This is a genomic window from Curtobacterium salicis (assembly GCF_011759505.1).
In the GTDB taxonomy this organism is placed as follows: domain Bacteria; phylum Actinomycetota; class Actinomycetes; order Actinomycetales; family Microbacteriaceae; genus Curtobacterium; species Curtobacterium salicis.
Map to the genome: position 1 here is coordinate 541,757 of NZ_JAAOYO010000002.1, position 20,565 is coordinate 562,321.

The 20,565-nt window shown below is 73.2% G+C and carries 16 protein-coding genes; 7 read left to right on the top strand and 9 right to left on the bottom strand.

Annotation, left to right across the window (positions count from 1 at the left end; translation table 11 throughout):
- Positions 1 to 4 precede the first annotated feature (4 nt).
- From E9228_RS06880 to E9228_RS06895, 4 genes are all read right to left on the bottom strand, one after another.
- Positions 5 to 3,046 carry an AAA family ATPase gene (locus E9228_RS06880; RefSeq protein ID WP_166779822.1) on the bottom strand — a complete coding sequence of 1,014 codons (3,042 nt, stop codon included), beginning with the start codon at positions 3,044 to 3,046 and terminating at the stop codon, positions 5 to 7.
- Positions 3,046 to 4,215 (bottom strand): exonuclease SbcCD subunit D, encoded by a 1,170-nt coding sequence (locus E9228_RS06885; protein ID WP_166779823.1) that lies wholly within the window; start codon positions 4,213 to 4,215, stop codon positions 3,046 to 3,048. The genes E9228_RS06880 and E9228_RS06885 overlap by 1 nt, the downstream gene beginning before the upstream one ends.
- 86 nt (positions 4,216 to 4,301) lie before the next feature.
- Positions 4,302 to 5,447 carry a S24/S26 family peptidase gene (locus E9228_RS06890; RefSeq protein ID WP_166779824.1) on the bottom strand — a complete coding sequence of 382 codons (1,146 nt, stop codon included), beginning with the start codon at positions 5,445 to 5,447 and terminating at the stop codon, positions 4,302 to 4,304.
- A 38-nt stretch (positions 5,448 to 5,485) separates the two neighbouring features.
- Entirely contained in the window at positions 5,486 to 6,079 is a 594-nt protein-coding gene (locus E9228_RS06895) for a hypothetical protein (protein WP_166779825.1), read from the bottom strand.
- Between the two features lie 283 nt (positions 6,080 to 6,362).
- Between E9228_RS06895 and E9228_RS06900 the strand changes: the two genes are divergently transcribed.
- Together E9228_RS06900 and E9228_RS06905 are read left to right on the top strand one after the other, a co-directional pair.
- Positions 6,363 to 6,896 (top strand): MarR family transcriptional regulator, encoded by a 534-nt coding sequence (locus E9228_RS06900; protein ID WP_208385614.1) that lies wholly within the window; start codon positions 6,363 to 6,365, stop codon positions 6,894 to 6,896.
- 26 nt (positions 6,897 to 6,922) lie between these two features.
- Entirely contained in the window at positions 6,923 to 7,435 is a 513-nt protein-coding gene (locus E9228_RS06905; RefSeq protein ID WP_166779827.1) for a mycothiol transferase, read from the top strand.
- An 81-nt stretch (positions 7,436 to 7,516) separates the two neighbouring features.
- Here the strand turns inward: E9228_RS06905 and E9228_RS06910 are convergent, their stop codons facing one another.
- Both E9228_RS06910 and E9228_RS06915 read right to left on the bottom strand, forming a co-directional pair.
- Positions 7,517 to 9,736 (bottom strand): DEAD/DEAH box helicase, encoded by a 2,220-nt coding sequence (locus tag E9228_RS06910; protein ID WP_166779828.1) that lies wholly within the window; start codon positions 9,734 to 9,736, stop codon positions 7,517 to 7,519.
- 269 nt (positions 9,737 to 10,005) lie between these two features.
- Entirely contained in the window at positions 10,006 to 10,860 is an 855-nt protein-coding gene (locus tag E9228_RS06915) for a PPK2 family polyphosphate kinase (protein WP_341849810.1), read from the bottom strand.
- A gap of 66 nt (positions 10,861 to 10,926) precedes the next feature.
- Between E9228_RS06915 and E9228_RS06920 the strand changes: the two genes are divergently transcribed.
- Entirely contained in the window at positions 10,927 to 11,934 is a 1,008-nt protein-coding gene (locus E9228_RS06920) for an alpha/beta hydrolase (RefSeq protein WP_166779830.1), read from the top strand.
- Positions 11,935 to 12,037: 103 nt separating this feature from the next.
- A complete protein-coding gene (locus tag E9228_RS06925; RefSeq protein WP_166779831.1) occupies positions 12,038 to 12,298 on the top strand; it encodes a hypothetical protein in 261 nt (86 codons plus the stop codon).
- 19 nt (positions 12,299 to 12,317) lie between these two features.
- Here the strand turns inward: E9228_RS06925 and E9228_RS06930 are convergent, their stop codons facing one another.
- From E9228_RS06930 to yczR, 3 genes are all read right to left on the bottom strand, one after another.
- Positions 12,318 to 15,674: an efflux RND transporter permease subunit gene (locus tag E9228_RS06930; RefSeq protein ID WP_166779832.1), complete on the bottom strand. Its 3,357-nt coding sequence runs from the start codon at positions 15,672 to 15,674 to the stop codon at positions 12,318 to 12,320.
- A gap of 135 nt (positions 15,675 to 15,809) precedes the next feature.
- Positions 15,810 to 16,508 (bottom strand): DUF6518 family protein, encoded by a 699-nt coding sequence (locus E9228_RS06935; RefSeq protein ID WP_166779833.1) that lies wholly within the window; start codon positions 16,506 to 16,508, stop codon positions 15,810 to 15,812.
- A gap of 130 nt (positions 16,509 to 16,638) precedes the next feature.
- The gene (yczR, locus tag E9228_RS06940; protein WP_166779834.1) at positions 16,639 to 18,078 is read right to left on the bottom strand and encodes a MocR-like transcription factor YczR; all 1,440 of its coding nucleotides are present in this window, start codon (positions 18,076 to 18,078) and stop codon (positions 16,639 to 16,641) included.
- A 60-nt stretch (positions 18,079 to 18,138) separates the two neighbouring features.
- Here yczR and yczE point away from each other — a divergent pair, with 60 nt between their 5' ends.
- The 3 genes from yczE to E9228_RS06955 all read left to right on the top strand — a co-directional run bounded on the left by yczE (position 18,139) and on the right by E9228_RS06955 (position 20,388).
- Positions 18,139 to 18,804, top strand: a complete 666-nt coding sequence (yczE, locus tag E9228_RS06945) for a membrane protein YczE (RefSeq protein ID WP_166779835.1) — start codon at positions 18,139 to 18,141, stop codon at positions 18,802 to 18,804.
- Between the two features lie 76 nt (positions 18,805 to 18,880).
- Positions 18,881 to 19,804: a DUF4097 family beta strand repeat-containing protein gene (locus E9228_RS06950; protein ID WP_166779836.1), complete on the top strand. Its 924-nt coding sequence runs from the start codon at positions 18,881 to 18,883 to the stop codon at positions 19,802 to 19,804.
- Complete coding sequence (locus E9228_RS06955) at positions 19,801 to 20,388, top strand: PadR family transcriptional regulator (protein WP_166779837.1); 588 nt, start codon at positions 19,801 to 19,803, stop codon at positions 20,386 to 20,388. Before E9228_RS06950 ends, E9228_RS06955 begins: the two co-directional genes overlap by 4 nt.
- Positions 20,389 to 20,565: the final 177 nt, after the last annotated feature.

Here is a 20,565-nt window from a genome sequence, read left to right on the forward strand (position 1 = left end):
ACGGTCAGACGGTGGTCGTGACCTGCGACCCGCCCTCGGGAGTCCGCCGGACCGCGATCCGCTCCGGGATCCGCTGCTTCAGTTCCTCGACGTGGCTGACGATGCCCACCTGCCGTCCGCCGGCGGTCAGGCGTGACAGCTGTCCGATGACGTCGTCGAGCGTCTCCGGGTCGAGCGTCCCGAAGCCCTCGTCGACGAACAGGGTGCCGAGCGACACCCCGCCGGCTTCGGCCTGCACGACGTCGGCGAGGCCGAGGGCCAGGCACAGCGAGAACGTGAAGGTCTCGCCCCCGGACAGGCTCCGCGGGTCGCGCGTGCTGTCGGTCAGGTGGTCGCGGACGGCCAGCGCCAGCCCCGTCCGCCGAGCCCGGGTGCCGGTCTCCCGCTCGTCGGACGTCTCGAGGGTGAACCGTCCGGCGAGCATCGCGCGCAGCCGGTCGTTGGCGGCGGCGACGACGTCCTCGAAGCGGCGCATGAGCACGTAGGTACCGAGCGTGATGCCGGTCGGGTTGACGTGAGCGGCCGCGGCGGCGATGTCGGCGAGGCGGACCACGGCTCGGCTCTCGGCGCTCGTGGTGTCGCGCGCGCGGACGGCCCGCGCAAGGTCGGCCGCGCACCGCTCGGCGGCGGTCGCACGGTCCCCGGCGGCAGCGGCGGCCCGTGTGGTGTCGTCGAGGGCCACGGCTGCGGCGTCCCGAGCGGTCTGCGCCGCACCACGGTCCAGCGCTGCACCCGGGTCGGCGTCGGTCGGGATGTCGGCTGCGGCCGCGACCGCCGCGGGTTCGGCGAGGCCGGCCTCCACCACGGCCTGTTCGCGGTCCGCCGCGGCGACGAGACCGCGCAACCGCTCGGCGTCGGCCCGCCCGAGCGCGGCGCTGCGGGCAGCCGTGACGTCGGCGAAGCCCTGTGCCTGCAACGCGGCGTCGACCTCGGCCTTGCGGTCCGCGACCTCGCGCTCGGCGGCGGTCACCAGGTCGTCCAGGTCGGCCACCGTCCGGAGGACCGCGATCAGGGCGTCGACCGCGGCGACTTCCTGGGCGAGCGTGCCCCGGGGTCCGTCGAGGTCCAGCGCCGCGCGAGCCTCGGTCCCCGCGCCCGCCGTGACGGCCTGGTCGAGTGCGGCACGGACGGTGCGCCGGGCGTCGTCAACCCGGGCCCGGTCGGCGTCGAGGCGCGTGCGGTCGCCGTCGATCCGGTCGGCGAGCAGTCGGATCCGGGTGACCAGGTCGGTGTGGTCGTCCTCGAGCGCCCGGGTGGCCCGGTCGTGGCCCTGCAGTCGTTGCTCGTGGTCTCGGACGGCGTCGGCCGCGGACCGGGCGGCGGCCAGTCGTGCGTCGGCGTCGGTGCGCTGCCGGGCGACGGACTCGTCGTCGTGCTCACCGACGGCCTCGGTCAGCCGGTCGAGGTCGGCCCGTGCGACGGCGTGGTCGGCGGTGGCCGTGCCGAGGGCCCGCTCGGCGTCCGCACGTGCTGCCGCGGCGGCGTCGATCTGCTCGGCGCTCGGGTGGTCGTCCTGCGGCAGGGCGACGGCGGGGTGCTCGACGGCGCCGCAGACCGGGCAGGGGTCGCCCGGGACGAGTGCGGCGCCGAGCTCACCGGCGAGCCCGGCGATGCGTCGGGCACGGAGGTCGTTCTCGGTCGCGAGGGCGGCGGCGGCCGCGGTGGCCGCTGCCGTCACCGCGGCGGCTCGCTCCGACGTCCGTCCGGCGGCGACCCGTCGTGCGGCGAGCAGACCGGCCAGCTCCTGTGCCGTCTCGACCGCGCGCTCGGCCGCGGCGGCGTCGGCGGCGGCCTCCGCGGACCGGGCGGCGGCGCGGACGATCTCGGCACGCTCGTCCGGACGTGCCGAAAGTGCGGTGGCGGCCTCGACGAGCCGGGTCTGCGTCCGCTCGAGGTCGGCGGCGGCCGACTGCACGGCGGCGGCACGCTGGTCGAGGGACTGCTCCAGGTCCACGAGGTGCCGGACCTCGGACCGGGCCGCGGCCAGGCGGTCGTGCGTGTCGCGCGGCACGGCGTCGGTCATCTCGTGCCGGTCACGGACGGCCGAGCGTTCCCCGACCAGGGCGGTCAGCCGGTCCTCGGCGGCGGCGGCCCCGTCCGCGACGGCGACGACCACCGCGGCGTGGTCGGCGAGGCCCAGCGCGGTCCGGTGCCCGGCGACCGCCGCTGCTCCGGCGGCGAGCGCGTCCGCCCGGGCGAGCAGACCACGTCGGCGGTCGACGGCTGCGAGCCGGGTGGTGACGTCGTGCAGGTGGGCGACGGCGTACTCGGCGTCGGTCCGTGCCGTGGTCCGGGCCCGCTCGAGCCCGGCTGCCGTGCGGCGCAGCTCGGTGACGACGTCCGCCGCGCTCGACTCGTCGGCGTCGTCGTCCCCGGACGCCTGCCGGAAGCGACCCAGGGCGTCCCGCACCCGGGCATCCGCCGCGTCGACGTCGGCCACCGCGCTCCGGCGCCGGGCAGCGAGTTCGTCGGCAGTCCGGTCGTAGATCGCGGTGCCGAACAGGGACTGCAGGAGCTTCCGGCGGTCTTCACCCGGAGCGCGGAGGAACCGGGCGAACTCCCCCTGCGGCAGGACGACGGTCTGCAGGAACTGGTCGCGGTTCAGCCCGACGATGCGGGCGATCTCGACGCCGATCTCCGGCGCGCGGTGCGAGACCGGCTCGCCGACCAGGTCGGACGGGTCGGCCAGGCGGAAGAGCTGCGCCGAGGACTGCTGCCGGATCGTGCCGGTCCCCCGCTGCTTGGGCCGGTCGTACGGCGGCGTGCGGCGGACGCGGAACACACCGGCACCCGTCTCGAACACCAGGTCGACGAAGGGCTCCACCGCGGGGTCGGCGTGCTGGCTGTGCAGGCGGTCGGTGCTGGCGTCGCTGCCCGCCAGGCCGCCGTACAGCGCGTAGACGACGGCGTCGATGATGGTCGACTTGCCGGACCCGGTCGGCCCCTCGAGCAGGAACACCCCGGACGCAGCCAGGGACGCGAAGTCGATCGACACCAGGTCCGGGTACGGCCCGACGGCTCGGAGTTCGAGGCGGTGCAGGTACATCAGCGGGCCCCCTGCTCGGCCAGGGCAGCCGCCGCGGACTCGTACGCGTCGCGGAGGATCGCGAGTTCGACGCCGTCCGGTGCACCGCCCGTGGCGTAGGTGACGAAGTCGGCGGCCACCTCCACCGGGTCGCTCGTCGCGCTGACCGTCCGCGCGGCCGATCGCTCCGGGGCGTCCGCCGACTCGTGGGTGATCGCGAGCGCGTGCGGGAACCGGTCCTTCACGCGGGCGTACAGGCGTTCGGGGTGCACGGTGTCCGTCACGGCGACCCGGACCCAGGCGTCGACGTCGGCGGCGAAGACCCCGGACTCGATCTGCTCGATGCTGCCACGGACGTCCGCGAGCCGTCGCGGCACCGGCGTCGGCAGGAGTTCCACCGACACCGAGCCGTCCGCCGCCAGGTCGACGAGCGTCACGGACTTCGTGTGGTTCTGTTCCCCGAACGAGAACGCCAGCGGGGACCCGGCGTACCGGATGCGGTCCCCGGACCCGACCCGCTGCGGGCCGTGCAGGTGTCCGAGTGCGACGTAGTCGAAGCCGTCGAAGGTGGACTCGGCGACGCGGTCGACCCCGCCGACCCGGATGTCCTGCTCGCTGTCGCTGGCCAGGGCGCCGCCGACGAAGGCGTGTGCGACCACGACCGAGCGGGTGCCCGGGCGACCGGCGAGGTCGGCGCGGACCCGGTCCGTCGCGGCCCCGACGACCGCCTGGTGGGAGCGGGCGAGGGGTTCGTCGGGCACCGGCGCGAGCGCGTACCGGACCATGTCGGGCTGCAGGTACGGCAACCCGTAGACGGCGACCGGACCGCCGCCGTCGTCGGTGTCGACGAGCACCGGGTCCGCCAGGCGAGCGGGTTCGGCGAGGATCCGCACCCGGTCGCTCATCACCCCGGCGCCGAAGCCGAGCCGGACCGCGGAGTCGTGGTTGCCCGGCGTCACGACGACCGTCGCGGTCTCGGCCAGCCGTTCGAGCACGTGCGAGAGCATCCGGACTGCTTCCACCGGCGGGATCGCGCGGTCGTACACGTCACCGGCGATGACGACGAGGTCGACCGCGCGCCGGCGGACCACCTGGACGAGGTCGTCGAGGAAGACCGCCTGGTGCTCGAGCAGGTCCGCACCGAGGAGCGTCCGTCCGAGGTGCCAGTCGCCGGTGTGCAGGATCCGCATGGCAGCCACGGTAACGGCCGCCGGGGACATCCCCGGACGGCCGGCCGTACCGGTGGAGGAGCGGTGCTCCGGGGGACGGATGCCGCTCAGCCGCAGTTCGTGAGGAGCGAGGTGACCGCGGTCACGCGGGCCGACGGTGTCCCGAGCGCCGACCACCCGGACTGGGGCGCGTAGACGGCGCGGATCCGGATCGTCGACGCCCCGAGGCTGAGCAGGGCGCCCGACGCCGGCGCCGTCCGGACGTTGCCGGCGACGGTGCGGATGACGGTCGTGCCGTTCGCCACGAGTTCGAAGGACTGCGGGTCGGCACCCGCCGGGAACGTCCAGGTCAACTGCGCGGACCCGGTGGCGGCGCTGCAGGTCAGAGCCGTGACCGCGTTGCCGGACACCGCGGCGAGTTGGGTCGTCGGGTTGTTCGTCGACCCGGTCCACGGTGCTGCGGCAGCGGGCAACGGCAGCGCGGTCCCGGCCGCGGTGACCGCGACCAGCACCGAGGCCGCGACGACGGGGTGTGACCGCCGCAGGAGCCGTGCCACGGCGCGGTGGGGTCCGCCGGCCGGGAGGTCCGTGGCGGCCCGGTGACGTGCCTCCCGTCCGCCGCGGTGTCGGCGGGCACCCGGTCCGGCGGTGCCGTCGTCCGGTCCGGCGGTGCCGTCGTCCGGTCCGTCCGTCACCGCCGGGCCCGACCGTCGGAGCGAGCGGTCCACCGCGCAGAGCGCGAGCACGCCGACCAGACCGGCCGCCGCGAGCACGATGCGCGCCCACTCGCCGGACCGCAGCCACAGCACCGGGGACGCGACGTACGGGATCCGCAGGTACCCGACCCCGTGCACGGCCGAACGGTCGATCGGGGTCGAGTCCATCCGCGGGTTGGCGTCGCCCTTGGTGATGATGGTGCCGTCCGGCCCGTTCTGGACGTAGCGGTGCATCCGCAGGTGACCGGCCTGGTCGGGGTCGTCGGCGAGCAGGACGCGTCCGGCCCGCACCTGCTCGGCGGGGACCGGACGGGACACGACGACGTCTCCGGGGCTGAGCCGCGGTTCCATCGACCCGGTCATGACGGTCGTCGGCATCCACCCGATCGCGGCGGGCGCCGCCGCCCAGAGCGCGAGTCCGAGCAGGGTGACGACCACCGATCGGGCGAGCGTGCCGACGACGATCCGGGACCAGTCGAGCAGGCCACGGGCCGTCGACGACGGCGGGCGGCCACCCGTGCTGTCGGTGTTGGACATGGGTGCCTCCGAACGGGCGTGTCCGTTCCGTCCGTCGACTAGCTGTTCTGTGCCTCCCACGTGAGGCCCAGCGAGGCGGTGCCGCCCATGACGGTGCTCGGCGCCGAGGTCGGGACCGAGTAGCTCACCTTGTAGACCTTGGTGTCCGACGCGGTGCCGGTCGGCGCCCAGGACCCGACACCGGTGCTGAACCCGGTCGCCGCCGACCCGAAGCCGGCGAGCGTGCCGGTGTACGCGGGTGCGCCGGCCGCGGTGAAGCCGGAGCAGGAGCCGAAGCCGCCACCGGTCCCCTGCTCGATCGTGATGCTGATGTTCGACGCCAGGTCCTTCGTGGTGACCGGGTTCGTGCCGTACAGCTTCACGGTGGACGCGAGCGATCCGGTCGAGGTGACGGCGATGCACTTCGCGTCGGCCGAACCGGGCTTCAGGCCGGTCGCGGTGAAGAGCGCGGAACCGTTGTCGTCGTCGGTGAGGGCGACGGAACCGGCGGTCCAGTTGCTGGTCGGGTTGACGGTCTCGGCGGAGAACGCCGAGTACGAGGCAGTCGAGACGACGACCCCGGAAGCGACGAGCGCGACCGGGATGCCGATCCAAGCGGTGAGGCGGGCAGCACGAGGCGTGACAGAGGACATGGCGGTGCTCCTGAGGAGAAGTTGTCTGATCGGTGGTCCGGCCGGGCCCGCGGTGGTTGGTCGCGCTACGTGCCGAGGTGGTACGACCATCAAGCTACTTCGGTACCGAGCCGGTCACAAGGGTGCGACCACCCCCCTCTGTTGGGGGTGGAACGTCCAGGCACGAAGGCGCACGATGAGCAGCACGGCGACTGCCCCGGGTCGCCCCTCGACCGTCCACCACGGTCCCTGGCGAGAAGAGCGACACCCCCGCATGCCGGACTCCCGAACGACCCTCCCCGCCGTGCCCGACACCATGCCGGACGCCGTACCCGACGCCGTGTCGGCACCGTCGAGCCCCGACGTGCAGTCCACCCAGCCCGTCCCCGTCGCTGCCGCCGAGGACGACCTCGCCGACCTGATGGTCGCGTTCCGCTCGTTCCAGATGCACCACGCCCGTGTCCTGGCCCGCGAGAGCGCCGCCCGCGGCCTCAACGCCACCGACACCCGTTTCGTGCTGTTCCTGGCCGCGACCGGCACCGGCGTCACCCCGAAGCAGGCCGGCGAGCACCTCGAGCTGTCCACGGGCGCGATGACCTCGCTGATCGACCGGCTCGAGCGGCACGGCCACATCCGCCGCGGGCCGAACCCGGACGACCGCCGCAGCCTCCTGCTGCACCTCACCGCGTCGGGGTCGGTGGTCGCGCAGCAGATCACGGGCGTCTACTCGGCCGCTGCCCGGGAGGTCGTCGCCCCAGCCGACCGCGCCCGCCTCGCGACGCAGTTCACGCTGCTCGGCGACGCGCTCGCCCGGCACTCCCGAGCCGCCAGCCTCTGACCGCGGTGCGGCGTACGGTCGGGAGCATGACCACTCCCGCCGAACTCCTCGTCGAAGCGTTCTCCCGCGTACCCGAGACCGTCGCACGTGCCGTCGACGGCCTGTCGGAGGACCAGCTCGCCTCCCGACCGGCCGCCGGCGCCAACACGCTCGCTTGGCTCGCCTGGCACATCGCCCGCGGGCAGGACTCCCAGATCGCCGCCCTCGCCGGCTCCGAGCAGGTCTGGACCGCCGACGGCTGGGTCGAGCGGTTCGGCCTGCCGTTCCCCGCGGAGGCGCTCGGGTACGGCATGTCCCGCGACGACGTCGGCCGCGTCCGTGCGTCGGCGGAGCTCCTGAACGGCTACCTCGGCGCCGTGCACGAACGCACCGTCGCCTACCTGCACACGCTGTCGGCCGAGGACTTCGAGACCGTCGTCGACGAGGCCTGGGACCCGCCCGTCACCGTCGGCGTCCGCCTCGTCAGCATCCTCGACGACTGCGTCCAGCACGCCGGACAGGCCGGCTACGCGCGCGGGGTGCTGTTCTTCAACCGCTGACGCCGGTCACGTCGCGACAAACGGGAGGCCCGGTACCAGCTGGTACCGGGCCTCGCGTCCGTCACGTGGTGCGTGCGCGGGTCAGCGCGCGGCGAGCTCCGCGAGGATGCGGTCGCCGGGACCGCTCTCGACGAGGTCCGCCTCGATCTCGGCGTGCTCGAGGATGCCCTCGATCTTCCGGCGACGGCTGCGCGGGACGATCGTGACGACCGTGCCCTCCTTGCCGGCACGACCGGTGCGGCCGGAGCGGTGCATGTACGCCTTGTAGTCGTCCGGGGCGTCGGCCTGCACGACCAGCGAGATGTCGTCCACGTGGATGCCGCGGGCCGCGACGTCGGTGGCGACGAGCACGTTCACGCGGCCGCTGGTGAGCAGCGACAGGTTGCGCGTGCGGCGCGACTGGTTGAGGTCACCGTGCAGCGAGGTCGCGCGGATCCCGGCGTCCTCGAACTGCTCGGCGAGACGCTCGGCGTAGGCACGGGTGCGGGCGAAGACGATGGTCTTGCCCTCGCCGGCGACGAGTTCCTCGAGGACCCGGTCCTTGTCACGCTGCTCGACCACGAGCACACGGTGGTCGATGGTCGAGGACGCCTGGTCCTCACCCGCGACCTCGTGCACGCTCGGCTCGTGCAGGAACTGCTCGACGAGCGCCGCGACCTGGGTGTCGAGCGTCGCGCTGAACAGCAGCTTCTGCGCACGGTTGCCCTGCGGGGTGACCTCGGCGGTGGCGCGGAGGATCTCCTGCACCGGCTCGAGGAACCCGAGGTCGCACATGTGGTCGGCCTCGTCGAGGACGGAGATGACGACCTCGCTGAGGTCGAGCTTCCCCTTGTTCAGGAGGTCCTGCACGCGGCCCGGGGTGCCGACGATGATGTCGACGCCACGCTCGAGCGCACCCTCCTGGCGGCCGTACGGCACACCGCCGTAGATCTGCGTCGTGAAGAGCCCGACCGAGCGGGCGATCGGCTGCACCGTGCGGTCGATCTGCAGGGCGAGTTCACGCGTCGGCGCGAGGATGAGCGCACGCGGGGCGCGGCCCATCTTGCGCTTCGTGCCGCCACCGTGCTCCATGAGCTTCTCGACGAGCGGGGCGCCGAACGCGATGGTCTTGCCGGAGCCCGTGCGACCGCGGCCGAGGACGTCCTTGCCGGCGAGCACGTCGGGGATCGTCGCGGCCTGGATCGGGAACGGGCTCGCTGCGCCGAGCTCGGCCAGGGCACGGGAGATGTTCCCGCCGATGCCGAGATCGCCGAAGGTCACACCGTCGACGTCGGCGGCGATGGTCGCCTCAGCCTGCAGCTTCTCGAGCTTGACGTCGTCCGCGGGGACGAACGGGGTGCGCTCGGTCGAGCGGTCGGAGCTGCGCGGCGCACGGTCGTCACGGTCGAAGCGACGCGGACGCTCGTCGTTGTCACGACGCGGGGCGCTGGGCCCCTGCGAGCCGGTTCCGGCGCGACGCGGAGCTTGCGGAGCGTCGGGACGGCCGTGCGAGGAGGGAGCGTTGCGGTCGAAGCTGCGCGGGGCGCGCTCGTCACGGTCGAAACGACGCGGGCGGTCGTCGTTGTCACGACGGGGCGCGCGGTCGTCACGGTCGAAGCTGCGCGGGGCGCGCTCGTCACGGTCGAAACGACGGGGACGGTCGTCGCTGTCACGACGGGGAGCGCGGTCGTTCCGGTCGAAGCTGCGCGGCGCACGGTCGTCACGGTTGAACGAGCGCGGGGCGTCGTTGTCGCGACGGGGGGCGCGGTCGTTCCGGTCGAAGCTGCGCGGCGCACGGTCGTCACGGTCGGAACGGCGCGGCGCACGGTCGTTGTCGTCACGACGCGGCGCGCGGTCGTTCCGGTCGAAGCTCCGGGGAGCGCGCTCGTCCCGGTCGAAACGACGGGGACGGTCGTCGCTGTCACGACGGGGAGCGCGATCGTTCCGGTCGAAGCTGCGCGGGGCTCGGTCGCCGGAGTCGCGGCGGGGTGCGCGGTCGTCGTCGCGGCGCGGGCCACGGTCGTTCCGGTCGAAGCTGCGCGGGGCGCGGTCGTCACCGCGTGCGGGACGGCCCGCACCGCGGGGCTCCCACGCCGGACGGCTGCCGCGGCTGTCGCGGGGCTCCCAGTTCGGGCGCTCGCCCGACGAGGGACGGGAGCGACGCTCCTCGGCGTCCCAGCGCTGCTTCTGGCGCGGGGCGGTGGGCTCGGGGGCTCGGAAGCCGCGGTGCTTGGCGCTGCGAGCGGCAGGGGTGCCGTTCGGGTGACGAGCGCGGTCGGATCGGTCGGCGCGCGAGTTCGCGCCCTTGTCGTACGGGGCCATGTGTTCTTTCCGGGGTGCAGACGTACCACGCGGCCCGGCAGCGACATCGGCGGGGGCGGTTCGTGGAGAGGGGGTTCATCCCGTCGTCGATCGACGTGATTCCAGCCCTCGAACTACACAACACCCAAACACGTCCGCGGCTCGCGAGCCACGGTGTCGAAGGCCGACCGATCGAGTCTACGCGACCGGGTACCCGAAGGCCAGCCCGGTCGAGGTCGACCGGGCTGTGGCGGGGGTGCGCCGGGCCTCCTGTCCGGATGCCCGGAGGGTCAGGACTCGGCGAGCCGCTGGCGCTGCTCGGCGACGTCGAAGTCGGCGGCGGGCCACGAGAGGTGCATGTCCTCGAGGGCGCGCAGCAGGAGCTGCTGCACGGCGAGCCGGGCGTACCACTTGCGGTTGGCCGGCACGACGTACCAGGGCGCCTGGTCGGTCGAGGTCCGGTCGAACACGACCTGGTACGCCTGCTGGTACTCGTCCCACCGCAGACGCTCGTCGATGTCCGCGGGGTTGAACTTCCAGTGCTTGTCCGGCCGGTCCAGTCGGTCACCGAGGCGTTCGCGCTGCTCGTCCTTCGAGATGTGCAGCATCACCTTCACGATCGTGGCGCCCTGCTCGGCCAGGCGCGACTCGAAGTCGACGATCGCCCCGTAGCGCCGCTCGATCTCGGCCGGCTCCGCGAGCCCGCGGACCCGCTGGATGAGGACGTCCTCGTAGTGGGACCGGTCGAACACCCCGAGCTGGCCGGCGTCCGGCAGCTGTCGTTCGACCCGCCAGAGGAAGTCGTGCTCGCGCTCCTCGGCCGTCGGGGCCTTGAAGCCGGCGTAGTGCACGCCGTTCGGGTCGACCGCGCCGACGACGTGCGAGACGATGCCACCCTTGCCCGCGGTGTCCATCGCCTGCAGGACGAGCAGGACACGGCGCTGGTCCCCCGCCGTGGCGGCTGCCCAGAGTCGTTCCTGCAGGGCCGTGAGGCGGGATGCACCGGCGGCCAGCGCCTCGAGCCCGTCGATCTTGCGGCCGGGGAACCCCGGGGTGTCGTCGGGGTCGACGGTGTCGAGTCGGAACCCGGGACCGACGCGGAGGAGCGGTTCCGGATCGGCGTTCCAGGACTTCTGACGGCTCACGGGATCCTCCTGCGGGTGTGACCACCATCCTGGCACCCGCGGGATGCCCATGTACCGTGGCTGGCGATGAAGTCCGGCCGTCGTCTCCTGCTCGCGCTCGTCGCCGCGGTCGCGATCGTCGGCGCCGCCGCGTCCTGCAGCGCCGACGGCACGGGCGACCAGAACTCGACGGTCACCGCCGGAGCGGTCATCTACCCGCTGTCCCTGCGGTACCACGGCATCGACGTCGTGCGTGACGTCCCGTACGGGCAGGACCCGCTGCAGCAACTCGACGTCTGCCTGCCGGCCGACAGCCCGCCGGAGAGCACCGCGACGCCGACGGCGACCCCGACCGCCGCCCCGACGGCAGCACCCGACCGCGTCGACGTCGGCACCCGTCCGGCCGTGATGATGATCCACGGCGGCAGCTGGTCCCACGGCGACAAGGCGACCGCCGCCTACCGCTCGGTGTGCCAGTACCTGGCGTCGGAGGGCTTCGTGACCTTCAACGTCGACTACCGTCTGGCGCCGACCGACCCCTTCCCCGCCGGACTCGACGACGTCCGCCGGGCGCTCGACTTCGTGTTCCGCGAGACCACGCTGCAGACGTACGACGTCGACCCCGGTCGCGTCGGGGTGTTCGGTGGCAGCGCCGGCGGGAACCTGGCGGCGATGCTCGCGGTGCAGGACCACGAGTCCACGTCCTACGCCGACGGCTACCGGATCCGGGCCGTCGTGGACCTCAGCGGCCCGACCGACCTGACGGCGCGGTCCACCGGCTCGGACGGCGTCGCCGCGTCGTTCCAGCGGAAGCAGCTGCTGTACCTCGGATGTGCGTCGTACCGGGCGTGCCCGGCCGCCGAACGGGCGTCGCCGGAGTACCACGTGACGAAGGCGACGGCGCCGTTCTTCATCGGGCACTCGACCGACGAGTTCATCCCGCTGTGGGAGTCGCAGCGCTTCGCCTCGACGCTGCGGTCGCACGGCGTGCCGGTGACCTTCGTGGCCGTCCAGGGCTCGGCGCACTCGATCGCGCAGCTGGACGAGGCGATGAGTCGACGGGTCACGACGTTCCTCCGGGCCGGGTTGCGCTGACGCGGATCACGCGACCGGGCAGGCTCCCCGCACCGACTCCCCCGCGCGGGTGGCACCCGGAGCGGGACTGCCGGCGGACCGGGCGGGTCGCCAGACTTCCGGGGTGCCCCTCACGCCGACCGCCCAGACGCCGATCCCGCATGCCCCGCGCCCGTCCACCACGCCGGTGACCGGTGTCCGGACGTCCGTGGAGTTGCTGCTCGGACTGTCGTTCCTGGTCGCGGTGTCGTTCGGCGGGTACGGAGCTGCGGTCGGGCACGTGTCGGTCGTGGCACAGGCCGGGGCCGTCGTGTTCCTCGTGACCCTGACCTGTGCGGTCGTGTCGTGGTTCCACCCGGCCGACCGGGAGCCCAGCGAGCGCTAAGCCCCCGACCGGCGGGACGCTAGGACTGCGCTCGCGCGGCCTTCCGTTCGGCCCGACGCTCGCGCGCCCCCTCGACCAGCGCGTACAGCGCCGGAAGGACGACGAGCGTCAGCAGCGTGGACGACACCAGACCGCCGATCACGACGAGTGCGAGCGGCTGCGAGATGAAGCCGGACTTGCCCGTCAGCCCGATCGCCATCGGCAGCAGCGCGAAGATCGTCGCGGTCGCGGTCATGAGGATCGGCCGCAGACGACGGGTCGCGCCCTCGAGCAGGGCGTCACGCACGCGCAGCCCCCGTCGCCGGTACTGGTTGACGAGGTCGATGAGGACGATCGCGTTCGTCACCACGATGCCGATGAGCATCAACAGGCCGATCAGCGACGCGACACCGAGCGGGACGCCGGAGATGATCTGCAGCAGCAGTGCACCGGTGAAGGCGAACGGCACCGAGACCAGGAGCATCAGCGGCTGGAGCAGGCTGCGGAACGTCGCGACCATGATCACGTAGACGATCAGGACGGCGACGACGAGCGCCAGGCCGAGCTGCGAGAACGCGGACGACTGGCTGGCGGCGACACCGCCGATCGACGCGGTGGCACCACGGGGCAGGTCGAGCTCGTTCACGGCCGTGGTGACCGACTGCACGGCGGCACCGAGGTTCGCGGCGTCCGGCGTCACGGTGATCGTGGCCGTGCGGGCCGCGTTCGTCGTGGTGACCGTGGTCGGCCCCTCGGACTTCTCGACGGTCGCGACGTCCGTCAGCTTGACGGTGCCGGTGCTCGTCGGGACGTCGAGGTCGCGGAGCGCGGCGATCGTGGTCGGCGGCTCGGCGTCGGCGATGTAGACGTCGAGCGTCGCGTCGTCGATCTCGATGCTGCCGGTGTCGCGCGGCGAGACCGCTGCGGCGACGAGCCCGCCGACCTGGGTCTCGGTGAGCCCGAGCGACGCGGCCTTCGCGCGGTCGACACGGACGGCCAGGAAGGGCTCCGCTGCGGACAGGTTGCTCGTCGCGGCCGTGGTGTTCTCCACCGACTGCATGGTCTTCAGGACCTTCTGCGACGCCGTCTCGAGCTGCGACTGGGTCGGCGCGGTGACGTCGACCTCGATGTCGCTGCTGCCGCCGAAGCCGCCACCGGAGGACGCGATGGTGATCTCGCCCACGCCGTCGATGCGCTTCAGCGACTTCCGGGCATCGGCCTGGATCGTCGTCTGGTCGGACTCGGCGTCGGTCGTCACGGCGTACTGGACCGACGCGGTGCCGCCACCGCCGAAGGCCGCCTGGATCGACTGCCCGCTCGTGCCGATGGTGGTCTGCACCGTCTCGACGCCCGAGACGTCCTGCAGTGCCCGCTCGACCTTGCGTGCGGAGTCGGACTGCACGGCGAGGCTCGAGCCGGCCTTGAGGTCCTGCGTCACGGTGAACGTGTTCTGCCCGGAGTCACCGAGGTAGTTCGTCGTGACGAACGGCAGCGACGCTGCCGTTCCGCCGAGGACGACCACGGCGAGCAGCACGACGACGACCGGCTTGCGGACGGCCCAGCGGAGCACCGGCAGGTACACGCGGCGCAGGCGGTCGGAGCTTCCGGCGTCGTGCAGGTCGGCGGCCGAGACGAGCGCGCCCTCGGACCCCGGACGCATCGTGTCGAGGTCGGCAGCGGCCGGGTCGGCAGTGGCCGGGTCGGTCCCCGCCTGCGCGGGCGCTGCCTCGCCCCGCTTCGCCTTCGCCGGCCGGAGCCACCAGTACGCCAGGACCGGGACGATCGTCAGCGACACGAGCAGCGACGCGAGGAGCGCCAGGGTGACGGTGACGGCGAACGGCCGGAAGAGCTCACCGACGAGTTCCGCGACGAACGCCACCGGCAGGAACACCGCGACGGTGGTCAGGGTGGAGGCGGTGACGGCACCGGCGACCTCGCGCACGGCATCGAGCACCGCCCGGCCGCGGTCGACGCCCGGCACCATGTGCCGCTTGATGTTCTCGATGACGACGATGGAGTCGTCGACCACGCGGCCGATCGCGATCGTCAGGGCGGCCAGCGTGATGATGTTGAGCGTGTACCCGGCGGCCCGCATGCCGATCGCAGCGAGGAGCACCGAGGTCGGGATCGAGATCGCGGTGACCAGGGTGGAACGCCACGAGAGCAGGAACACCAGGATCACGATGACCGCGAAGCCGAGGCCGAGCAGGCCCTCTTCGGCCAGGGAGTCGATCGACTGCTGGATGTAGGGCGCCTGGTCGAAGACGACGGTGAACCGCGGGTCGCCCTCGATCTTCTTCTCGATGTCGGGCAGGGCGTCCTGCACGGTCTTCGAGACGTCGACGGTGTTGGCTTCCTGCGTCTTCGTGATCGAGATCGTCAGCGCCTGCTCGCCGTTGACACGGCTGATCGAGGTGCGCGGGGACTCCTTGATGGCGACCGTCGCGACGTCGCCGAGCGTGGTGTCGGTCGGGGTCGCGGCGGTGGTCGCACCACCGGTCGCCGTGCCGTCGGTGGGCGCGGCGGTGGTCGTGCCACCCGTCGCGGTCGCACCGGTCGCGCCGGGAGCAGCCGCACCGGCGCCCGTTGCGGCACTGCCGCCGGACGTCGAGCCGCCCGAGCCCGAGGAACCGGACCCCGACGACGAGCTCGACCCCGAGGACGAGCTGGTCAGGGGCAGGTCACGGATGTCCTTGAGCGACGCGATCCGCTCGCCGGTCTGCACGGACAGCGTCGAGCCGTCCTGGGTCAGGGTGCCGCCGGGGATCAGCGTGCCGTTGTCGTCGAGCGCGTCCGAGATCGCCGTCTGGCTGAGGCCGCGGGCAGCGAGCTCGTCCTGGTCCGGCGTGATGACGACGCGGCGCCCCGGGTTGCCGAACACGTCGGCCTGGCGCACGCCGTCGAGCTTCTCGAGGTCGGGGATCGCCGAGGCCTGCAGCCGGTCGACGAGCTGTTCCTGGTTGCCGGAGGCCGAGACAGCGACCTGCAGGACCGGCAGGTCGTCGAAGGACCCGGTGACGATCTGCGTCTGCACGGAGTCCGGCAACGACAGGGCGTTGACCGCCGTCTGGATCTTGTCCTCGGCGCTGGCCAGGTTCGAGCCGTACTGGAACGAGGCCGAGACGACGCTCTGCCCGGTGGACGACGTCGCACTGGTCGACTCGAGGTCCGGGACGACCTGGATCGCCTGCTCGATCTTGGTGGAGACGTCGTTGGACACGACCTCTGGCGTGGCTCCGGGGTAGGCGCTGACGATGGCGACCTGGGGGAACTCGACGCTGGGGATGAGCTCCTGCTTCAGGCTCGACAGGGCGACGCCACCGAAGACGGCGACCACGATCGTCACGAGGGCGATGAGGGCGCGGTTCCGGAGACTGAAGACGGAGAGGAGGTGCACGTCTCGATCCTCGCAGTCGCGGGGTCCGCGCGCGCCCCGACAGTGCACTCTGTGGACGAACGTGCAGTTTCGGCTGGATGTGCAGGAGCAGTGCGCCGGTCCGCCCTCCGACCGGTCCGCCCGCGCTGGACCGGGTCAGACCCAGGCGATCGCGACGTAGACCACCGCGACGGCCACCGAACCGACGATCCCGGTGCTCAACGCGACCACGCGACCGACCGGCGTGCGCGCGAGCGCGATCCCCGCGACGAGCACGGCGATCCCGACGACGATCTGGACGATCCACCCGGCCGATCCGGTGGTGGCCGCGACCTGCAGCAGCCCGCGGACCCCCTCGCCGATGAGCACGGCCGCGGTGACACCCGCGGCAGCTCCACGCCAGCGGCCGTCGGCGGACCGCACCGCGACGGCGACCGCACCTGCCAGCAGTCCGGCCGGCAGCGCCATCACGACCCAGAAGCTCGTGATCGAGAGCGAGTCGACGTGTCCGCGCAGGTTCGTCGCCGCCCAGTACCCGACGTGCATGAGCTCGAGCAGCACCACCCCGAGCACCATCGCCAGCACCACCCGGCCCCACCGGACCCGAGCAGCGACGGCAGCGCCCCGCCCGATCCCCGCCGCGAGCACGAGCAGCACCGCGACGACGAACCAGGGGCCGGCCGAGTTCGACACGGTGCCGAGTCCGGGCACCGCCTGCCCGAAGCTCGTCGCGACCCCGGCCAGCAGCGACCCCGTCAGCGCCATCGTGACCCGGGCCAACGGCGGCACGCCGGCGGCGGAGCCCGACGACGGACCCGGCAGTGCGGTGGACGAGGAGGACAGGGTGCTGTTCATGGTCCCGATGCTGTCGTGCCCGTACCGGTCACCGCGTCACCCTGCAGGGCCACCCGCATCCCCCGCGAGGGTGACGACCGCCGGAGAACGAGAACGAGAACGAGAACGAGAACAGACGAGCGGACGCACCTCACACCACCGCCGCCGCCGACCCCCGCGTCTCCACGACGGCCCCGCCGACCCGCTCCCACGATCGTGCCAACGCCTCGACCAGCCGCTCCCGGTCGGGGCCGGAGACGGCGAACGGCACGCGCAGCGACCGCTCGAACCCGCCGTCCGGCCCGAAGACCCCTCCCGAGGCCAGCACCACGCCCTCGGACCGGGCCGCGAGCACGAGCGCACTCGACACCGGCCGTCCGAGCCCGACCCACAGCGTCAACCCGCCCGCCGGTGACGGCACGTCCCACTCCGGCAGTCGTGCCCGGAGCGCGGCCACGAGTCCGTCGCGACCGTCGCGGAGGACGTGCCGCCGTGCCTCCAGGACGGCCGCGGTCTGCGGGACCAGCTCGCGCGCGACCAGCTGGTCGAGGACGGGTGTGCCGAGGTCGCCGGTCGGGCGGGCGATGAGCAGCCGCTGCAACAGCTCCGGGGCGGCTCGGACCCAGCCGATCCGCAGCCCGCCCCAGAAGACCTTGGCGGCGGAACCGACCATGACCACCTGGCCGGGTGCGTCGGCGGCGAGGGGTCGAGCGGCGAGGCCGTCGATGCGCAGCTCCCCCATCGTCTCGTCCGCGACGACGACCGTGCCGACCGCCGCGGCGGCCTCGAGCAGCACCCGGCGGGTCGAGTCGGCCATCGTCGCACCGGTCGGGTTGTGCAGTTCCGGCATCACGTACGCGAGCGTCGGCGCCGACCGCCGGATGGTCGCGTCGAGCACCCCCTCGTCCCAGCCGCCCCGCACGTCGACGGGGACGGAGACGAGTCGGCCGCCGGCTTCACGGAGCACCTCGTGCGCATGGGGGTAGGTCGGCGACTCGACCAGCACCGGGTCCCCGCGTCGGACCAGGACCCGGGCGAGCAGGGCGATGGCGTGCTGCGCGCCGACCGTGACGATCACCTCTGCAGCGGTCGTCGGCAGCCCGCGGGCGGTGTACCGGTCGGCGATCGCGGCACGGAGGCCGGCGTCGCCCACGGTGTCGTAGCCGATCCCGGCGAGCGCCGCGGGCAGGTGCCGCATCGCCCGCTCGACGGCCTCGGCGACGCCCGGGGCGCTGCGGAGCGCGGCCTTCCGGAGGTCGAGCAGGTCGTCGGGGACGACGCCGGCCAGGTGTTCGGGGTCGGGTCGGCCTTCGAGCGGCAGGCGGATGACGCTGCCGGAGCCGCGGAGTGAGGTGAGGTAGCCGTCCTCCCGGAGGCGCGCGTAGGCGTTCGCCACGGTGGTGCGGGAGACGCCGATCGCGGTGGCGAGTCCGCGTTCGGCGGGCAGCCGGGCACCGTGCGGGATGCGACCGTCGATGACGAGGACCCGGACGGCGTCGGCGAGCGCCTCGTAGGCGGCGGCATCGGACCCGGACCGCCAGTGGCGGAGCAGCTGGGCGACGGAGCGGGCGCTGAGCAGGACGGGCGTCATGTGTCCACGCTAGCCCGATTGGCTCTCGCTCAGCAGGCCAATCTGCGCGAGCATCGTGCCATGTCCCGCTCAGCCGCCCTGACCCTGCGCTTCGTGCAACTCGCCGTCGGCCTCTTCCTCTACGGCGCCTCGGTGGCGCTGCAGGTCCGCGCCGTCGTCGGCGTCTCGTCATGGACCGTGCTCACCCAGGGGCTCGAGAACGTCCTGCCGTGGTCGTTCGGGGTCGTCACGGTGACCTCGAGCTTCGTGATCCTGCTGTTCTGGATCCCCCTCCGCCAGCGACCGCGGATCGGCACGCTGCTCAACGTCCTGTTCGTCGGTCCCGCCGCTGACCTGGTGCTCTGGCTGGTCCCGGAACCGGGTGACCTGCTCGGCCGCGTCCTGCTCTTCGTCGCGAGCCTCGCCCTCCTGGCGGTCGCCACCGCGTGGTACATCGGCGCCGGGTTCGGGACCGGTCCGCGCGACGGGCTCATGGTCGGACTGCACGAGCGCCTCGGCTGGCCCCTGTGGATCGCGCGGACGAGCGTCGAGGTCACGGTGGTCGTCGTCGGCTGGGTGCTGGGCGGGGACGTCGGCGTCGGCACCGTCGTCGCCGCCTTCGCCATCGGTCCGATGGTCCAGCCGCTGATGCGCCACTTCCGTCGGTTCCCGTGGAGCCCCACCCGGGAGGCACGCCCCGCCCCCGCCCCGCCGGTTCCTGACCCTGCGCCGAGCATCCGGGGCTGACCCTGGCCGCTCTGTCCAGACGCGATGTATCGTGTCGCAGAAGACGCGACACATCGCGTCTGGACAGGGAGACGTCATGGCACAGGAGAAGTGGCTCATCGACGAGCCGAAGGTCATCGACACCGGGATCGTCCGCGCACTGCGGATCGGCCTGGTCGGCGGACAGGTGGACGTCGTCACGCACGACGAGCCCACCGCCCGCGTGGAGATCCACCAGGTCTCCGGCAAGCCCATCAAGGTCGAGATCGAGGGCGACACCCTCACCGTCGACCACCCGCAGATGCGCTGGGACGACGTCCTGGGGTTCCTCAAGTCCTTCCGTGGCGGCGGCGCCCGTGCCGACGTCAGCATCCTGGTGCCGCGCGACGTCACCGTGACGATCGGCGTCGTGTCCGCCGGGGTCCTGCTCTCCGGCACCGAGCGGGGCGCCACGCTCAACAGCGTCTCCGGTGACGTCGTCCTCGACGGCGTGATCGGCGACGTCGTCGTCAACGCGGTCTCCGGCACGACCACCCTCCGCGACCAGGTCGGCGCCGTCGCGCTCCGCACCGTCTCGGGCGACGTCGTCGCCACCGGCGAGATCCGCCGCTTCACCGCGGACGGGGTGTCCTCCGCGGTCGTGCTCGACCTGCACGGCTCCCCCGACCAGGTGAAGGTGAACACGGTGTCCGGGTCGGTCGACGTCCGCCTCGAGCACGGCACGCCCTACACGAGCACGATCAACACCGCGACCGGCCGTCTGCAGTTCGACGACGCCGAGGTCCGCGGCACCCGTGGGTCGTACACGCGGACCGACGGCGAGCTCGCCGGGTCCTACGTCGACATCCGTGTCAACTCGGTCTCCGGTGACGTCGCGATCGTGCACGGCCACGCACCCGCCGCGTCCGACGCGCCGACCGCGCCGACCGCGCCGGACGGGCCGGCGGCACCGACCGCGCCAGCCGCGCCGACCGCCCCCACGGCTCCGTCCTTCGACGAGCAGGGCGGGACCGTCGCATGAGCCCGGTCTTCGCGCACGGCCACCTGCGCCTCTACCTGCTGGTCCTGCTGGCCGACCACCCGATGCACGGGTACGAGGTCATCACCGCCCTCGGTGACCGCTTCGGCGGCACCTACGTCCCGAGCGCCGGCACCGTCTACCCGCGCCTGGCGAAGCTGGAGGAGGACGGCCTGATCACCGGCACCTCCGACGGCCGCAAGACCGTCTACGCCATCACGGACGCCGGTCGGGCCGAGCTCGACGCCCGCGCGGACGAGGTCGCACAGCTCGAGAACGGTGTCACCGACAGCGTCAAGTCGCTGGCCGACGGTGTCCGCGCCTCGGTCGGCGCCGCGATGAAGTCCCTGCGTGCGGACCTGGCGGCCGCCGCCGAGCCCGGTGGCACCGGCAGGCCGTCCACCTCGGGTCCGACCACGGTCCCGGCGGCGGGTGTCCGATCGCTCCGCGACGCCGAGATGGCCGTCGCCGTGTTCCGGCAGCAGCTCCGTGCGGACCTCCGCCGCCGTGCCGCCCGTGGCACGCTCGACGACGCGGCCGTCCGGCGACTGCGTGACGGCCTGGAGGCACTGCGCAAGTCCCTCTGACCGGTGCGGGACCAGGCGGTCGCGACCCGCGCCTCCCGGCCGGATCCGGTGCGTCGACCCATCCTGTCCGTTCCTTCAGGAAACCGACCCCGAGCCCTTCCGATCCGCGCCGTGTCGCGGATCGGAAGGGCTCGTCGCATCCGGTTCGGTCACGGCGGAATACCGTTGCGGGCTCCG

Excerpts from the sequence above, each read along its gene's own strand:
- E9228_RS06880 (WP_166779822.1), bottom strand. The coding sequence starts at position 3,046 with ATGTACCTGCACCGCCTCGAACTCCGAGCCGTCGGGCCGTACCCGGAC.
- E9228_RS06885 (WP_166779823.1), bottom strand. The coding sequence starts at position 4,215 with ATGCGGATCCTGCACACCGGCGACTGGCACCTCGGACGGACGCTCCTC.
- E9228_RS06890 (WP_166779824.1), bottom strand. The coding sequence starts at position 5,447 with ATGTCCAACACCGACAGCACGGGTGGCCGCCCGCCGTCGTCGACGGCC.
- E9228_RS06895 (WP_166779825.1), bottom strand. The coding sequence starts at position 6,079 with ATGTCCTCTGTCACGCCTCGTGCTGCCCGCCTCACCGCTTGGATCGGC.
- E9228_RS06905 (WP_166779827.1), top strand. The coding sequence starts at position 6,923 with ATGACCACTCCCGCCGAACTCCTCGTCGAAGCGTTCTCCCGCGTACCC.
- E9228_RS06910 (WP_166779828.1), bottom strand. The coding sequence starts at position 9,736 with ATGGCCCCGTACGACAAGGGCGCGAACTCGCGCGCCGACCGATCCGAC.
- E9228_RS06920 (WP_166779830.1), top strand. The coding sequence starts at position 10,927 with ATGAAGTCCGGCCGTCGTCTCCTGCTCGCGCTCGTCGCCGCGGTCGCG.
- E9228_RS06935 (WP_166779833.1), bottom strand. The coding sequence starts at position 16,508 with ATGAACAGCACCCTGTCCTCCTCGTCCACCGCACTGCCGGGTCCGTCG.
- yczR (WP_166779834.1), bottom strand. The coding sequence starts at position 18,078 with ATGACGCCCGTCCTGCTCAGCGCCCGCTCCGTCGCCCAGCTGCTCCGC.
- yczE (WP_166779835.1), top strand. The coding sequence starts at position 18,139 with ATGTCCCGCTCAGCCGCCCTGACCCTGCGCTTCGTGCAACTCGCCGTC.
- E9228_RS06950 (WP_166779836.1), top strand. The coding sequence starts at position 18,881 with ATGGCACAGGAGAAGTGGCTCATCGACGAGCCGAAGGTCATCGACACC.
- E9228_RS06955 (WP_166779837.1), top strand. The coding sequence starts at position 19,801 with ATGAGCCCGGTCTTCGCGCACGGCCACCTGCGCCTCTACCTGCTGGTC.